At 64.0% G+C, this 16,547-nt stretch carries 9 protein-coding genes; 4 read left to right on the top strand and 5 right to left on the bottom strand.

Features of this window, described 5'->3' with window-relative positions; all coding sequences use genetic code 11:
* Positions 1 to 85 precede the first annotated feature (85 nt).
* Positions 86 to 2,809 carry a DNA translocase FtsK gene (locus tag ACNAOV_RS03130; RefSeq protein WP_416517924.1) on the bottom strand — a complete coding sequence of 908 codons (2,724 nt, stop codon included), beginning with the start codon at positions 2,807 to 2,809 and terminating at the stop codon, positions 86 to 88.
* A 100-nt stretch (positions 2,810 to 2,909) separates the two neighbouring features.
* Here ACNAOV_RS03130 and ACNAOV_RS03125 point away from each other — a divergent pair, with 100 nt between their 5' ends.
* On the top strand, positions 2,910 to 3,620 hold the full coding sequence (locus ACNAOV_RS03125) for a Fic family protein (protein WP_416517923.1): 711 nt from the start codon (positions 2,910 to 2,912) through the stop codon (positions 3,618 to 3,620).
* A gap of 24 nt (positions 3,621 to 3,644) precedes the next feature.
* Here the strand turns inward: ACNAOV_RS03125 and ACNAOV_RS03120 are convergent, their stop codons facing one another.
* Genes ACNAOV_RS03120 through miaB form a run of 3 tightly spaced genes read right to left on the bottom strand, consistent with a single transcriptional unit; the run spans position 3,645 to position 6,625 of the window.
* The gene (locus ACNAOV_RS03120) at positions 3,645 to 4,181 is read right to left on the bottom strand and encodes a MerR family transcriptional regulator (RefSeq protein WP_416517922.1); all 537 of its coding nucleotides are present in this window, start codon (positions 4,179 to 4,181) and stop codon (positions 3,645 to 3,647) included.
* Positions 4,182 to 4,215: 34 nt separating this feature from the next.
* Positions 4,216 to 5,220, bottom strand: coding sequence for a tRNA (adenosine(37)-N6)-dimethylallyltransferase MiaA (miaA, locus tag ACNAOV_RS03115; protein WP_416517921.1), 1,005 nt, complete (start codon positions 5,218 to 5,220; stop codon positions 4,216 to 4,218).
* On the bottom strand, positions 5,207 to 6,625 hold the full coding sequence (gene miaB / locus ACNAOV_RS03110; RefSeq protein ID WP_416517920.1) for a tRNA (N6-isopentenyl adenosine(37)-C2)-methylthiotransferase MiaB: 1,419 nt from the start codon (positions 6,623 to 6,625) through the stop codon (positions 5,207 to 5,209). The genes miaA and miaB overlap by 14 nt, the downstream gene beginning before the upstream one ends.
* Before the next feature lie 133 nt (positions 6,626 to 6,758).
* Between miaB and ACNAOV_RS03105 the strand changes: the two genes are divergently transcribed.
* Entirely contained in the window at positions 6,759 to 7,469 is a 711-nt protein-coding gene (locus ACNAOV_RS03105; protein ID WP_045935247.1) for a GTP pyrophosphokinase, read from the top strand.
* A 118-nt stretch (positions 7,470 to 7,587) separates the two neighbouring features.
* Here ACNAOV_RS03105 and ACNAOV_RS03100 read toward each other — a convergent pair whose 3' ends face one another.
* On the bottom strand, positions 7,588 to 8,427 hold the full coding sequence (locus tag ACNAOV_RS03100; protein WP_198206407.1) for an aldo/keto reductase: 840 nt from the start codon (positions 8,425 to 8,427) through the stop codon (positions 7,588 to 7,590).
* Between the two features lie 296 nt (positions 8,428 to 8,723).
* Between ACNAOV_RS03100 and ACNAOV_RS03095 the strand changes: the two genes are divergently transcribed.
* Positions 8,724 to 12,329, top strand: a complete 3,606-nt coding sequence (locus tag ACNAOV_RS03095) for an InlB B-repeat-containing protein (protein WP_416517919.1) — start codon at positions 8,724 to 8,726, stop codon at positions 12,327 to 12,329.
* A 521-nt stretch (positions 12,330 to 12,850) separates the two neighbouring features.
* Complete coding sequence (locus tag ACNAOV_RS03090; protein ID WP_416517918.1) at positions 12,851 to 16,444, top strand: InlB B-repeat-containing protein; 3,594 nt, start codon at positions 12,851 to 12,853, stop codon at positions 16,442 to 16,444.
* Positions 16,445 to 16,547: the final 103 nt, after the last annotated feature.

The raw sequence follows: 16,547 nt of genomic DNA, 5'->3' as shown, positions 1-16,547 counted from the left end.
TCGTGCGCTCGGGCCGTCCAACAACACATGCCGGGCGGCAGTTTCATCATAACGGTAGACCAGGCCCAGCTTTTTGGGCCGATGTTCAGCCCTGCGCTTGCTCATCCGGGGTGGAATCCATGGAGGTGGCGTCGCCTCTGATGAAGGCCAGGGCCTGCTGCAGCTGCGGCGGTTGGATGAGCACCTCGCGGGCCTTGGAACCCTCCGATGGCCCTACGATTCCCCTCGACTCCAGCAGGTCCATCAGTCTCCCCGCCCTGGCGAAGCCCACACGCAGTTTGCGCTGGAGCATGGAGGTGGACCCGAACTGGGTGGTCACCACCAGCTCGGCCGCCTGGAGCAGCTCGTCCATATCGTCGCCGATCTCCTCCTGGATCTCGTTCTTGTGGTCAGCCTTGTCGGCCATCTGCTCGATGTCTTCGCGGTAGTGGGGCTTGCGCTGGGTGCGCACATAATCCACCGCCTTGCGAATCTCGGACTCGGAGACCCATGCTCCCTGGACGCGGGTGGGCTTCGCCTGGCCCATGGGCAGGAAGAGGGCGTCGCCCTGGCCTATCAGGGTCTCGGCGCCGGTGGCATCCAGAATGACCCTGGAATCCGTTGAGGAGGATGTGGCGAAGGCCAGCCTGGAGGGGATGTTGGCTTTGATCAGGCCGGTGACCACGTCCACCGAGGGCCGCTGGGTGGCCAGGACCAGGTGGACACCAGCGGCACGCGCCAGCTGGGTGATCCGCTGAATGGAGCTCTCCACGTCGTTCTTGGCCACCATCATCAGATCGGCCATCTCGTCGACCACCACGACCAGATATGGATAAGGAGCCACCTTGCGATTGGAGCCTGCCGGAGCGTGGACCTTGCCCTCGCGCACGGCCTTGTTGAAGTCCTTGATGTGCCGGAATCCGAAGAACTGCAGGTCGTCGTAGCGGGCGTCCATCTCCTTGACCACCCACTCCAGGGCCTGGGCGGCCTTCTTGGGCTCGGTGATGATGGGCGTGAGCAGGTGGGGGATGCCGGCGTAGGCGCTCAGCTCCACGCGCTTGGGGTCCACCATGATCAGGCGGACCTGTTCCGGCGTGGCCCGCATGATCAGCGAAACCAGCATGGAGTTGATGAAGCTGGACTTGCCCGAGCCCGTGGCGCCGGCCACCAGCAGGTGGGGCATCTTGGTCAGGTCGGCGGTCACATAGTGGCCCTCCACGTCCTTGCCCACGGCGGTCATCATGGGGTTGTCGTCCTGCTGGGCCTTGTCGGAGCGCAGCACGTCGCCCAGGTGGACGATCTCGCGGTCGACGTTGGGAATCTCGATGCCGATGGCCGACTTTCCGGGGATGGGCGACAGGATGCGCACGTCCGAGCTGGCCACCGCGTAGGCGATGTTGCGCTGAAGGTTGGTGACCTTCTCCACCTTGACGCCCGGGCCCAGCTCCACCTCGTACTGGGTGACCGAAGGGCCGCGCAGGAAGCCGACCACCTTGGCGTCCACATCGAACTGCTGGAAGGTCGATTGCAGAGCCTTGATGACCGCGTCGTTGGCCGAGGTCCTGACCGCGTGGGGCTTGCCCTTGACCAGCAGATCCGTGCTGGGCAGCACGTAGGGCCGACTCTCGTCCGCTTGGCGCTCATCGGAGGAGCCTGATGCGCCGGCATCCTGGGCTCCCGTACCCTGGGCTCCAGCCGTCTGGTTTCCTGCTCCCGGAGCGGGCTGGGCGTCCATCTGGACGGTGTCGGCTGCTGCTGCGGCAGCGGCCCAAGGGTCCGAAGCCCCCACGCCGGACAGGGCAGCCGGATCCACCTTGGGATGCCCCTGCTCCCTGGCATCCAGGAGGGCAGCTGTGGCCGGGGCCTCCACCGCAGGCATGTTCTGCGTGGACACCTGGTCAGTTTCGGAACCCTGCGCCGACTGATCACCCTGGTCAGCCCCTTCAAGAGAAGCCGCCTGGGAGAAGGGCTCGTCAGCCTCGTAACGCTCCAGATGGGTGTCTGTATCCTTGCCGATGCGGCCATGCAGCAAGCGGCTGAACCAACCGGCCACCCCGCCCCTGCCGGAGTTCTGGGCATCCTCCTGGTCCTGCTCCTCGTGTGTTGGCACGCCGGGCGCCAAGGGCAGGGTGTCGTCCCCCAGCCGGACCTCGTTGGGGGCGGTCTGCGCCGGAGCCGAGCTGGCGGCATGGGTCCTCTTCCCGCGCAGCGAGGCGACCAGATCACTCATATGGAATCTGAAGGTGATGAAGAAGCCGAAAATGGCCACGAGGACGAAGATGATGACGGCAAAGACCTTGGACAGCCCCCAGGCCAGGGGCGACCCCAGGAAGAACCCCAGAAGGCCGCCTGAATCGCTGATGGCCCTCATGTCGAAGCCGCGATAATCCGAGGCCATGAGCACGTCCAGAATGGAGCAGACCGACCAGAGCACCACCATAAGGCCGCCCACCACAGGCAGGTTGCCGGCCTCGCGACCGGTGTAGCAGACCAGCCGGAAGGCCGCAAAGAGCAGAACCACCGGCAGGATGATGCTGCAGAGCCCCAGAACGCCCGCAGCCAGGGCGTGCAGTCCTCGCCCCAGGAAGCCGTCCACACGGAACCATTCGCTGGCGCAGAAAAGCACGGCCAGAATGACCAGTACGAAGCAGAGCCCGTCCTTGCGGTAGGCGGAGTTGTCAGCGTTTTTGCCGGCCACGGCACGCACCAGGGATCCCAGGCCCCGGGGCAGGGCCAGCAAGGCCTTGTGCCAGAAGGGTTCCGGGTCTTGGCTTTCCTTGGATGCGGTCCGGCCGCGACCGCGTGCGTCTGCTTGCTGCTTACGTGTCATAACCCTTTCAGCCTACCCAGAACCCCGGTCTGCATCGGGCCCGCCGGGTCAGTGTGCACAACTCTTTCAGACGGGGGCCGCCAGGGCTAGCATCGTTGGCATGACACCAGCCGAACGTCAGAGCGCCGTGGCCTTCGCCCTGCGCAACCTGCTTCTGGATGACCGTCAGCCCGGTCCTTGGGCCCTTCAGGCGGCCAGCGACTTTATGGCGGGCAGAAAGCAGGCCGAGGCGCTGGCCGACCAGGCCCGACGCTTGGAGGCCAAGGCGGATGCCCCGACGGATACCCTCTTTCTGCGGACCATCCTGGTCTGTCAGCGACCCTGGGCGACCGAGGGCGATCTTGCAGAGCTGCGGGCCATCCACCGCCGACTGCTGCCCGGCCAGCCGGAAGAGCGAGCGCTGCGCCGACCTCAACCGGAGGACGGCACCAGTCTGTACCCGGCGACCATGCTGGAGCAGGGGGCTGCGGCCATCGGCCAGGAGCTGGCAGCCGAACGCAACCTGGCCAGCCTGGACCGTCCGGTCTTCGTGGAGCGCCTGGCCCACTACTACGACGAGCTCTCCTACCTGCACCCCTTCGCTGACTGTGACGGCATGACCCTGCGCATCTTCCTCTCGCGCCTGTCGCACGATGCCGGCTGGGACCTGAACTGGGGACGGGCTGATCCGACCGCCCACCGCCGGGCAATCCAACGAGCGCTCCGGGGCAGCACCGATGACCTGCAGGCCTTGATTGCGGGCATGGTCCGCCCGGTCAACCCAACCCGAATATTTCTGATCGCCGGATGGGACCAGGGTCCGGCCCACTGAGTTGGCAGCCTCAGCCCGGCAACCTCAGCTTGGCAGCCGCTCGTTGCCGCTGCGCTTGGCGGCCTCGATGATCCGGGCACTCTGGTTGATCAGTTCTGTCGCCCCGGCCTGATCGTGGTCGCGGACGCGCCCCCAGTATCGTATTTTGAGCTGCACATACCGCTTCCGCGCGCGCAGGCCGGCCATCCGCTGGTCCAGCCGCCGTCCCTGCTCGGCCAGGAGCTCGATCTGCCGTCCGGCGGCCTCGGCTCCCGCCGCACGGTTGCCCAGATACTCCCGCATGTGCTCCAGGGACATGCCCGTGGCGCTCAGGCAGGAGATGGTCTCCAGCAGGTCCAGATCCTCCTGGTTGTAGCAGCGGTGGCCGCTCGAGGGGTCCCTGGCGATGGGCGGAATGATGCCGATGGTCTCGTAGTAGCGCAGGGTGGTCTCCGGCATCCCCGACATGAGCGAGGCCTGGCGGATGGTGTACCAGGGCCCGGATCCCTGGGCAGTCTGGGTTTGGGCGTTCTGGGTTCGGTCGGTCTGGGGTTCAGCCTGGGGCTGCGTGATGGTGGTCATACCCGTTCAGCCTAGGAACTTCAAGTACTTGAAGTCAAAGCGCGCCCAGATGGTGTCTGGTCACCCTCCTCTGGTCCGACTGGTCGGCCTGGGCGTCCGCCTGGTCGAAGCAGCCTTGGTCGGCCCGGTCCACCAGGTCCAGGGCCTGCAGGGCCAGGTCCGGGGCCAGGGCATTCAGCCAGTGGATGCGCGGGTCCCGGCCGAACCAGCCCATCTGCTTGCGGGCCAGGCGCTTGGTCTTCTGCGCTATCAGACCGAAGGCGGCATCCAGGTCGGTGCGGCCGTCCAGGTAGTCCAGAATCTGCTGGTAGCCCAGGGCGCGTGAGGCCGTGGTCCCCAGGCGGTTCCGCAGCCCGCTCACCTCGTCGACCAGCCCCTGGTCGCGCATGGCCTGGGTGCGCTGGTCGATCCTGCGGTCCAGCTCCTCCCGGGGCAGGTCCAGCCCCAGCTGCAGGGCGGGCAGCAGGTAGCGGTACCGGGGCAGGCTGGCCGAATAGGGCCGTCCGGTGATCTCCATGACCTCCAGAGCCCGCACGGTCCGCCGCACATTCCGAGGGTCCATCCGCGCCGCAGCCTCCGGGTCCCGCTCCTGCAACTCGCGGAAGAGCAGCCCGGGTCCCTCCTCCTGGGCCCGCTCCTCCAGCCTGGCCCTGACCGCCGGGTCGGTGCCGGGGAAGGACAGATCGTCGATGACAGCCCGGGTATAGAGCCCTGAGCCACCGACCAAGATCGGCCGGATTCCCTGGGCCCGCAGGTCGGCTATCAGGGACCGGGCCATGGCCTGGAAGCGGGCCACACTCATGGCCTCTTCCGGCTCGATTATGTCGATCAGGTGGTGGACCACCGCCTGCCGCTCCCCTACCGAAGGCTTGGCCGTGCCCACATCCATCCCCCGGTACATCTGGTAGGCGTCGGCATTGACGATATGTGCCTCCTGCCCGCGCGCCTCAAGAGCCTGTGCCAGGGCCACGCCCAGGGCGGTCTTGCCCGAGGCTGTGGGACCCACGATGGAGATGATGCGGGGTTCAGCGGATGTCATAGACCTGCCCAGCCCGGGGATCCGGGTCAGCGATCAGATAGTGGGGCCCGGCCTGGGTGACGGTGCAGGTGACCAGGTCCCCGGGCTTTGGCGCAGGCATCCCCTGGGGCACGCCGACGTGGACCAGCACCCCGGTGCGCTCGTGCCCGGTCACGCGATGGGTGCTGCCGTCGTGCCGGCCGTGCCCGTCGCCGATCAACACCTCCACCTCTTTGCCCAAAAAGGCCTGCATGTGCTCCATGGTGATGGACTCCTGCAGGGCCTGCAGCCGCTCGAACCGGTCCTGTACCACGGCCTTGGGCAGCTGCGGCATGCGCGCGGCAGGCGTGCCCGGACGCGGCGAATACTCAAAGATGAAGGCCGACGAGAAGCGCGCCCGGCGCACCACGTCCATGGTGGCCTGGAAGTCCTCCTCGCTCTCCCCGGGGAAGCCCACGATGATGTCGGTGGTGATCAGGGCATCGGGCATGGCGTCCCGCACCTTATCCAGTATCTGCAAAAAGCGCTGGGACCGGTAGGAGCGCCGCATGGCCCGCAGAATCCGGTCGGAGCCCGACTGCAGGGGCATGTGCAGCTGGTGCATGACTGTGGGCGTCTCGGCCATGGCGGCGATCACATCGTCGGTGAAGGCCGCCGGATGGGGCGAGGTGAAGCGGATCCGCTCCAGCCCAGGCACCCGGCCGCAGGCCCGCAGGAGCCGGGCGAAGGCGTAGCGGTCCCCCGTGGACCAGCCGTAGGAGTTGACGTTCTGCCCCAGCAGGGTCACCTGGCGGGCCCCGGAGCGCACGCAGTCCTCAACCTCCTGCAGGATGTCTTCCATGGACCGGTCCCGCTCCCGCCCGCGCACCGAGGGCACGATGCAGAAGGTGCAGGTGTTGTTGCAGCCGACCGATATGGACACCCAGGCCTGCGAGCGCGAGGCCCTGACCGCCGGCAGCCGCCCGGGCAGATCCCGCAGCTCCTGCGAAACCCCCACCTGGGGCCGCCCGTCCTTGCGGGCCTTGTCCAAAAGCCCGGGCAGCGAGCCGATGTCCCTGGTGCCGAAGACCGCATCCACCCAGGGCGCCGCCTTCACGATCCGCTCCCGGTCCTTCTGGGCCATGCAACCGCCCACGGCGATCCGCGTGTCGGGCTTGTGCTGCTTGAACCTGTGCCAGCGCCCGATGGTCCCGTACATGCGCTGGGTGGCGTTGTCGCGCACGGCGCAGGTGTTGAGCACCATCACGTCCACCTCGCGCGCGCGTACCTGCTCGGGCGTAGCCTGCCGGTAGCCCTGGGCCCGGAGCACCCCGGCGATCCGCTCGGAATCATGCTCGTTCATCTGGCAGCCCAGGGTCCGCACATAGTAGACGCCCCTGCTGTCCTTACGCTGAGCGGTCACGCTCATGCCCTCGCCTGCTTCCATAAGCCATGATTGTATGCGCAGGTCGGGTCCCACGGCCATCGGGGCCTGTGCGTACCATAAGTCATGGTTACGAACGGCGGCATGGGAGGTTCATGTGATACTCGAGCGTAACAGTGCCATGAGCGCATCCGAAATGAAGCAGCGACTGTCCGACCTGGACGAAAAGGACCGTCCCAAGCTGGACATCGACGAGATAACGGAGTTCGTCAATCTCATGCAGACCTACGAGGGGGCCATGTACGAGATTTCGACCAAGCTGGACGTGCTGGACACCGAATTCCAGGTCCGGTTCAGCCACAACCCCATCCACCACATGGAGCGTCGGCTCAAGAGCGTGGACTCCCTGATCGGCAAGCTGCACCGCAAGAACCTGCCCGTCACCATTCCCTCGGTGCGCGATCACATCTTCGACGTGGCCGGCGTGCGCGTCATCTGCAACTACCGGGACGACGTCTACTCGGTCTCCCGCTACCTCTCCGACCAGTCGGACATCCAGGTGCTGAGGGTCAAGGACTACATCCGCAACCCCAAGATGAACGGCTACCGCAGCCTGCACGTCATCTACGCCGTGCCGGTCTTCCTGACCTCGGGCCCCCACTACACGCCGGTCGAGGTGCAGTTCCGCACCATCGCCATGGACTATTGGGCCTCCCTGGAGCACCAGCTGCGCTACAAGTCCGACCTGCCCGACGCCCGCCTGGCCGAGCATTCGCAGACCCTGCTGGACTGCGCCCGCTCCCTGCAGAACATCGAGGTGCAGATGCAGTCCATCCACCGCGACATCTCAGGTTCTCCCCAGGAGCAGGACTCCGACGACGAGGCCATTAGCAGCAATAACGATTAGCTGAATCCTCACAAATCCTTTACCATAGAAACCAGGCCAGGTGGAAGGGTTGGGGCTTCCGCCGGGTCCCAGGAGGAGGCCCCGCCTTCAAGGTCGGGTCTCCTCCTGTACCACCATGTCAGAAGTCGAAGTTGTCGGGATCCGCACCGGTGCGCTCGTCCCTGTTCATGGCGGTGATGGCCTTCATGTCCTCGTCGCTCAGCTCGAAGTCGAAGACCTGTGCGTTCTGCTCGATTCGCTCCTTGTGGGTGGACTTGGGGATGACGATGACCCCGCGCTGCAGGTGCCAACGCAGCACGATCTGTGCCGGGGAGCGGTCATAGCGCTCGGCCATGGCCTTGAGCCTGGGGTCGGCCAGTAGGTTGCCGCCGGTGCCGCCCAGGGGGCTGTAGGCCTCCACGTCCACACGCAGGGTGCCATGGCAGTAGTCGATCAGGTCGCCGTTGACGAACTGGGGCGAGGACTCGATCTGGTCGACGGCCGGCTTGGTGCCGCTGATGGTGTGCAGCTCGTCCAGGTGATGCTTCTGGAAGTTGCAGACCCCGATGGCCCGCACCCGTCGCTGGGTGTAGAGCTCTTCCATGTCTTCCCAGGCCTGCTGCCAGCCCTTGGCGGGCCAGTGGATCAGGTAGAGGTCCAGGTAGTCCACGCCCAGCCGGTCCAGGCTCTCCTTGAAGGCCTCCTTGGCCCGCCCAGCGCGGATGTCGTCATTCCAGAGCTTGGTGGTCAGAAAGACATCCCGCCGGTCGACACCGGAGCGACGCAGGCCCTCCCCCACGGACTGCTCGTTGCCGTAGATCATGGCGGTGTCGATGTGGCGATAGCCCGCCTGCAGAGCCCAGGTGACGGCCTGGCTGGTGGCCTCGCCATCAGGCGTTTGGAAGACCCCGAGACCCAGCTGGGGAATGCTGACCCCATTGTTGAGGGTGATGACGGTGTCGGTGACGTTTCCGGTCATATAGGCATGCTCCTTATCGGCCGATCAGCGGCCGTGACGTGTTGTCTGTTCATTCTATCTGCCAGGCAAGATGGGATCAGCTGTTGTTTAAGGCCTACCGTCGCGCTTCTGCATTTCGTGCGTTCTCTGTTGGCTTGGTGGTAAAGTGAAAAGTGGGGATGTTGGGAGATAGCTGGCTTTTGCTTTAGGGGCGGTTAACGTCCACAGTAGCGACGGTTCATCGACTTCGAAAGACGTTAATGCTGATAGGCAGGAGGCCTTGATACCGCTTGGCATTGGTGAAGGGGATTGATTTCATGCATCTGGGTACCCGTCTGCGTCGTGCATCGGCGACGGCGATCGTCCTGCTGGGCCTGCTGGCAGGCCTGGGTGTCGCGTCCGCCAACGCGGACGATGTCGTGTCCGCCAGTCCGGCGGACACTCCTGTATTTAGCGGGGGGGGGGGGGGTCGTCAGACTCCTCGCGTAGCTGAGCAAACCCCCGACACACTCCCCAACAGCACAACCAGCACTCCCCTGCCTTCACCCTCGCCACTGCAAACCGCATCACCCCTGAACCCCACGGCACCAAGCCCAGTCCCGTCAACGCCGAAGGACGCCACCAACAGCACAAGCTCCTCTACAGCCAAGCCATCCGGCAAGACGGACGGTCAAGCTTCGCACACGGTGCGCTTCGACCCAGACGACGGCAACACTCCTACCCAGGCGACCGTGAAAGCCGGCACTCTCGCATCCCCTCCGGGAAACAACCCCGTGCGCGAAGGCTTCCGGTTCGACGGGTGGACACGTGACGGCCAACCCTTCGATTTTCAGACCCCCATCCTGCAGGACACGAGGCTGACCGCCCGTTGGACCAAAGCCACGGACTGGACGCTGAGCCCGGACCACGGGCCCGCCTCCGGCACCCGGGTGACCATCAACCCACCCAGCCTGCAAGAGCCCTACTACATGAGCATCCAAGCCGCAGGGGACCAGTTTACCGGCCTGACCGGCGACGGCCGCATCTACATTTGGGCACAGGACGGCACACCCAAGCAGGTTCCCTCCCCCGCCCAGGCCCCCGACGGGTTCCGCTACCAGCAGACCGCAACCGGCAACCAATGGCAGGCCGCAATAGGATCCGACCAGCACATCTACACATGGACCGGCCAACAGCCCACGCCCACCATCCTCGACACCAAGCAGAACACCAAGTTCACCAGCATCAGCACAAGCGACGACCTACTGCTGGCCGTGGACCAGCAGGGACAGGTCCACGCCTTCCAAGCCGGCCAAACCGACAGCCGGAACATGAAACCCACTGAGCAATCCACGATCAGCCTGCCCGGACAGGCCCAGGCGACACTGGCCGTCGCCTCCCCCAGCCGGACCCTCATCGTGGACACGGACGGGCAGGCCTGGGCGTGGGACACAAGCAGGACCGCCAACGTCAAGCCCGAACGCATCAGGCAGGACCAGGGCATGCGCATCACCCAAGCCCAAGCCCTCAGCCAGGGGTTCCTCCTCCTGGACGCAAAGGGGCAGGCCCATCACCTGGCCGACAGCGAGACGAGCCCAGCAACCACCGGCCTGCCGGAAAACATGAAAGCCAGCCGGATCACCGTCAACAAGAACCAGGCCGTCACCACCGGCACGGACGGCCACATCTGGACCTGGAAGCCCGGCGAGACACCCATGCGCGCCGACAACGGGAACCAGCCCTACATGCAAGCAGTCCGCATCGGCAACAGGATCACCGCCCTAGACAGGCAGGGCAGCCTATACCAGTGGAGCATCAACACCCAGGGCCAGCCGGACAAGCCGGCAAAAGTCGACTCCACCCAGGCGGCCACTCTTGAATCAGCCAGCCTGGACGGCCAAGCATTGACGCTCATCAAGACCGACGGCTCCTGGCAGGCGGAAATGCCCGCAAGCCAGCCCGGACCAGTCACCATCACACTCGCCGGCAGGCAGGACAACCAGCCCTTCACCAGGACCCTTGACTACACGGTCGACCAGACCCTGACCCGAACCGCCCAGCCCGGCTCCACCTACAAGATCAGCTTCAGCACGGCAGGAGGAAGCCAGGCACCCCAAGCCCAACAGGTCGCCTACCCGTTCGGACGCGTGCAGCGCCCCTACCCAAACCCGACCCGCAGCGGCTACCAGTTCGACGGATGGTTCATCGGCAACGCCGCCTACGACTTCAGCAAACCCGTCACCAGCAACCTCACCCTCACCGCCCACTGGACCTACAAAGACCCCAACAACACCTGGAGAATCAACCCAGACACAGGCAGCCAGCTCGGCCACGAAACCACCACCATCACCCCGCCAACCAGCCAGGGCATCAGATTCAACCAAACCAGCAGCTCAAGTAACGTAAAGGACTTCTCATCAGCTGCATTTTCCTTGGCTGTGGGCAGCGATGGGAACGCCTACTCCTGGGGAAACAACATGTATGGCCAGCTCGGGAATGGGACAAACACCAATCAAACTACTCCCGTGCAGGTGAAAAAGCCTGCAGGTGCACCAGCGAACTTCACATACATGCAGATCAGTGCCGGAGCCAGTCATTCCTTGGCCATAGGCAGCGACGGATACGTATACGCCTGGGGAAACAACAACCACGGACAGCTCGGCAACAACAACACAAAGAATTCCTCTGTCCCTGTGCGCGTCTATGGCGCAAGCAACTCCGGCGAGGGCCTGAAAGCAATCCAGGTCTGCGCGGGAATGTGGAACTCCATGGCGTTGGGCATCGACGGGACGGTGTTCTCATGGGGAAGCCAAGCTAGAGGATATGACACCACAAGTGGCACTACCCCACAAACCATTCCCACAACGGTGGAGGACTCTTCAGATCCGAGCGGAGTCTTCCACGCCGTGCAGATAAGCACCAGCTGGTCTTTCAACCTTGCCATCGGCCAGGACGGGTACGTGTACGTCTGGGGTTACAACACCAACGGCCAGTTCGGTAACAACACAAGCGACGGAATTCATACAACTACCGTGCATTCAACCCCCAGCCGCATACCCAATCCTGCTTACCCCCAGGATACGGGCAGAGGGTGGAGAGCCCTACAGGTGAGCGCCGGAGGATGGCATGCACTGGTCATCGACGAGGAAAATAAAATATGGGCATGGGGATTCAACCGGAATGGTCAGATTGGCAACGGCTCCAGTAGCGACTATAACGCGAATCCTCTTCCCAAGCAGGTACGGATTAATCCGAACGACTCAAGCACAAGTCTGAAAGCCACACAGGTGAGCGCCGGAATCTATCACTCGATGGCCATAGACACCAATGGGAGCGTTTGGGCATGGGGACAGAACGACAATGGTCAGGTCGGTAACGGTACCACGAACGATCAGCTTTCTCCCGTCAAGGTATTCGACTCCGCACAATCCACAAGCTCGGCAGGCCCATGGCTGAAAGCCGTTCAACTAAACGCAGGATATAAGCATTCACTAGCGATAGATTCGAGGGGGGACACAAGAGCGTGGGGAAACAACTTTTCTGGTCAGCTTGGTAACGGAATAAGCAACAATGACGATAGCGCGAATCCTATTCCTGTGTCGGTGTTGTTCAACCTGCAGCCGGTGATCACTGCTGCCAGGTTCGACACCAGCCCCGGCACGAACCTGGCTCCTGTAAGCAACAGCAACAGCGTCACCGTGCTCACACCCCCGCACCAGCCGGGCACGGTCACGGTCAGCGTCGACTACACGCTGGGCGGCAAAGCCCAAAGTCCCGTCACCTCCCTCAGATATACGTACACGCCTGCAGGCGTTCTCCCTCATGCCGGCGGTGAGGGCATTCTGCTCGCCCTGGCCACCGGCATGACGAGCATGGGCGCGGTGCTGGCTTCACTTCGCCATAGGAGAGAACGACACAGGCTATTGCACACCTCGCACGAGTAAGACAGGCCGGAGGCAGATCAATCACCCCCCCCCCCGGCTTACAACAGGGGCCCACGGAGGAATGCCACTTAAAACTCACCCCTCTTGCGCCTCCGCCACCACACTACTGTCCAAATACTGCAGTCAAGAATTGAGAGCAGGCGTGCACGGCACGTTTCTGCCTTCGAAAGGGAAACTTGGGCACGCCGACCAGGGGGGGGGGGGGATGGAGCCCAAGTCCGCTCGGCCTTCGTCTGTGCTCCCAGTACCAGATAATTGCTTTGAACAAACGCTTTTCCCAGCCGAAAGATCCGTTGTCGTCAAAGAGCTGACCTGGCTCGTGTGTTGTTTTCTGCTGACCGGGTGGTATGGTGAGAGACAGGGGATATCAAGAAGGCGACTAGCTTCCGCCATTGGACTCTGCTGTTTGATGCAGGATGGGCATCGATAGACAGAACGGTTTTTCGACTGGAAGAACGAAGAACTTTAATAGGCAGGCGGCGTTGATTCCGCCTGGTGTTGGTGAGGGGGGTTTTGGTTTCATGCGTATGGTTACCCGTCTGCGTCGAATCCTGGCGATGATGACCGTCCTGCTGGGCCTGCTGGCAGGCCTGGGCATCGCATCCGCCCAGGCGGATGCTCCTGCGGTTAGCGGGGGGGTGGGGGGTCGTCAGACCCCTCGCGTAGCTGAGCAAACCCTCGGCATTCTCCCCAGCAGCGCAACCAGCACCCCACTGCCCTCGCCATCGCCGATACAAGCCACCACACCATTAAGCCCGACAGCAAGCCCGGGCACCCCGTCATCGACGACGGGAACACCCGGCAGCACAGACCCCGCTCCGGCCAAATCAGCAGAGAAGCCGGATGAACAAGCCACACAAACGGTGCGCTTCGACCCGGCCGACGGCAGCAAGCCAACACAGTCAACAGTGAAGACCGGCACCCTGGCCGCTCCCCCGCAACGGAATCCGCAGCGTGAGGGCTTCCGGTTCGACGGGTGGACACTCGACGGCCAGCCTTTTGACTTCCGGACCCCCATCCTCCAGGACACGACCCTGAAAGCCCAGTGGACCAAGGTCACGGACTGGACGCTGAGCCCGGACCATGGTCCCGCCACCGGGGCGCGGCTGACCATCAGCCCGCCCAAAAATCAAGAACCTCAATTTGTCAGCCTCCAGGCCGCCGGACAGCACATAGTCGGCCTGACCGGCGACGGGCGCATCCACACCTGGACGCAGGAAGGCGCACCCAAGCAGGTTTCCACCCCCGCCCAGGCTGCAGACGGGTTCCGCTACCTGCAGGTTGCAGCCGGCAGCCGACGGCAGGCGGCACTCGGATCCGACCAGCAGATCTACACCTGGAACAATGAACAATCGACACCCACCATCCTCGATGCCAACCAGAACACCAGGTTCACCAGCATCAGCATGAACGATGACCTTCTGCTGGCTGTGGACCGACAAGGCCGGGTCCACACCTTCCAGACCGACCAGGCCGACAGCCAGAATCCGAACCCGAAGCCTGCCGAACAGGCCACGACCAGCCTGCCCGGACAGGCGCAGGCCGTCACCGCCGCCGCCTCCGACAGCCGGATCCTCATCGTGGACTCCGACGGGCAGGCCTGGACCCGGGACGCAAGCAACACCTGGAAAGCCGAACCAGAACGCGTCAGGCAGGACGCGGGCATGCGCATTCTCCAGGCCCAGGCCCTCGACCAGGGGTTCCTCCTCCTGAACGAGGACGGGCAGGTCTACTACCTGGCCGACAGCACAACAAAACCGACAGCCGACAGCCTGCCGGAGGACATGACAGCAAGCAGGATCACGGCAGACAAGAACCAGGCCATCATCACCGACAGGGAGGGCCGCGTCTGGGCGTGGGAGCCCGGCAGCAAACCCACCCGGGCGGACGACGGGAGCCAACCATACACGCAGGCCGCAAGCACCGGCAGCAGAGTCACCGCCATCAGCAGGCAAGGCGGCATGTTCACGTGGAGCCTGGACGAGCAGGGCCGGCCCGGCAAGCCAGCCCGGCTCGACACCACCCAGGCACCCACCCTGGAAACAGCCAGCATGGACGGCCAGGCATTGACACTCACCAGGAACAACGATGCCTGGCAGACGGACACACCCGCCCACGCGCCCGGACAAGCCACCATCACACTCGCCGGCAGTCAGGACGGCCAGCCCTTCACCAGAAGCCTCGACTACACGGTCGACCAGCCGCTGACCAGAGACATCCGAGAAGGCTCCACCTACACGGTCAGCTTCAATACAGCCGGAGGAAGCCCGGCGCCCCAACCCCAACAGGTCGACTACCCCTACGGGCGAGTGCAACGGCCCACGCCCGACCCGACGCGCGAAGGCTTCCTGTTCGACGGATGGTTCACCGGCAACACCGCCTACGACTTCAGCAAGCCCGTCACCGACAACATCACCCTCACCGCCCACTGGACCTTCAAAGACCCCGACAACACATGGAAGATCAACCCCGACAGGGGCAGCCAGTTCGGCAAGGAAACCACCACCATCACCCCTCCAGACACCAGCCGGGGCATCAGGTTCAGCCAGGTCAGTGGCGGAGGATACGCCCCGTTTGATGTGACGGGGGGGTATTCACTGGCTGTGGGCAGCGACGGGAACGCCTACGCCTGGGGATACAACAAGTATGGCCAGCTCGGCAACGGCACGACTACCCAGCAGAACACACCCGTCCCGGTGCCAAAGCCTGAAGGCGCGCCCACAGATTTCACCTACGTGCAGGTCGTTGCCGGAGGCTATCATTCGCTGGCCATCGGCAGCGACGGGTACGTATACGCCTGGGGGAATAACAACCGCGGGCAGCTCGGCAACAACACCAAGTCCAATTCGTCAACCCCCGTGCGCGTGCACGGGCCCAACAACACCGGCGAAGGGCTGAAAGCCATCCAGGTCTCCGCAGGAGCCTGGAACTCCATGGCATTGGCCGCCGACGGCACCGTATACACCTGGGGCAGCTTCCAGAGCGCATGGGCCGTCTCGTCCAACTTGCCCGCAACTGTCCCGCAGACCGTGCCCACAACGGTCGAGGACCCCTCGGATGCCAGCAGCGTCTTCCACGCCGTGCAGATCAGCACCCGATGGTCCTTCGACATGGCCATCGGCCAGGACGGGTACGTATACGCCTGGGGCTACAACACCAACGGCCAGCTCGGCAACAACACCAGCGACGGTACCAGCACCACCGTCTTCCACCCCACGCCCAGCCGCGTGTTCGCCTCCAGCAAGTCCACGGCTGCTGCGGGCCCCTGGCTGAAGGCCGTCCAAGTGAGCGCCGGCGTTAGGCATGCGCTGGCCATCGACGAGGACGGGAACACATGGTCATGGGGACGCAACAACTATGGTGAGCTCGGCAACGGCACCAGCACCGGAGAACACGTCGCAAATCCTGTCCCCGTGCGTGTGCAATACCCCGCAAGTACGGGCACAGTGACAGCCGTGCAGGTGAGCGCCGGAGCCAATCATTCGATAGCTGTCGACACAAACGGAAACACCTGGGCATGGGGGCGCAACGACTATGGCCAGCTCGGCAACAACACCACGAGCAATCAGAGTACCCCAGTAAAGGTGTTCGCCTCCGCGCAGTCCACGAGCTCGGATGGACCATGGCTGAATGCTGTGCAAATCAGCGCAGGATACTTTTCATCAGCAATCGGCACTGACGGATACGCGAAAGTATGGGGACAAAACAACAATGGCCAGCTCGGCAACGGCACCACTAGTGGCGAGAAGCCGAATCCTGTTCCTGTGTCGGTGATGTTCCCCCTGCAGCCGGTGATCACAGCCGCCAGGTTCGACACCAGCCTTGCCACGAACCTGAACCATATCAGCAACAGCAACAGCGTCACCGTGCTCACACCCGCACACCAACCAGGCACGGTCACGGTCAGCGTGGACTACACGATGGGCGGTGCAGGAAGCACCTTGACCGACACCTCACTCCGATACACGTACCTGCCTGCAGGCGTGCTCCCCCAGGCAGGCGGGGAAGGCATCCTGCTTGCCCTGGCCACCGGCATGACCGGCATGGGCGCGATGCTGGCATCCCGCCGCCACCGGAGGGAAACACACCAACTATTACACGCTTCGCACGAGTAAGAGCGGCCAGGGGCGGCGTATCAAACCCCCAGCCCCCGGCCCACACAGGGGGAGCATGGAGGAACGTGTCACTGAAGGCTCAAACCCCAAGAGAGCCGACACT

It is taken from the genome of Bifidobacterium asteroides, from assembly GCF_048001765.1.
Classification (GTDB): Bacteria; Actinomycetota; Actinomycetes; order Actinomycetales; family Bifidobacteriaceae; genus Bombiscardovia; species Bombiscardovia asteroides_K.
Note: the sequence above shows the minus strand (reverse complement) of the source record. Positions and strands in the feature narration are given on the sequence as shown.

Excerpts from the sequence above, each read along its gene's own strand:
- ACNAOV_RS03090 (WP_416517918.1), top strand. The coding sequence starts at position 12,851 with ATGCGTATGGTTACCCGTCTGCGTCGAATCCTGGCGATGATGACCGTC.
- ACNAOV_RS03130 (WP_416517924.1), bottom strand. The coding sequence starts at position 2,809 with ATGACACGTAAGCAGCAAGCAGACGCACGCGGTCGCGGCCGGACCGCA.
- ACNAOV_RS03095 (WP_416517919.1), top strand. The coding sequence starts at position 8,724 with ATGCATCTGGGTACCCGTCTGCGTCGTGCATCGGCGACGGCGATCGTC.
- ACNAOV_RS03120 (WP_416517922.1), bottom strand. The coding sequence starts at position 4,181 with ATGACCACCATCACGCAGCCCCAGGCTGAACCCCAGACCGACCGAACC.
- ACNAOV_RS03100 (WP_198206407.1), bottom strand. The coding sequence starts at position 8,427 with ATGACCGGAAACGTCACCGACACCGTCATCACCCTCAACAATGGGGTC.
- miaB (WP_416517920.1), bottom strand. The coding sequence starts at position 6,625 with ATGGAAGCAGGCGAGGGCATGAGCGTGACCGCTCAGCGTAAGGACAGC.
- miaA (WP_416517921.1), bottom strand. The coding sequence starts at position 5,220 with ATGACATCCGCTGAACCCCGCATCATCTCCATCGTGGGTCCCACAGCC.
- ACNAOV_RS03125 (WP_416517923.1), top strand. The coding sequence starts at position 2,910 with ATGACACCAGCCGAACGTCAGAGCGCCGTGGCCTTCGCCCTGCGCAAC.
- ACNAOV_RS03105 (WP_045935247.1), top strand. The coding sequence starts at position 6,759 with ATGAAGCAGCGACTGTCCGACCTGGACGAAAAGGACCGTCCCAAGCTG.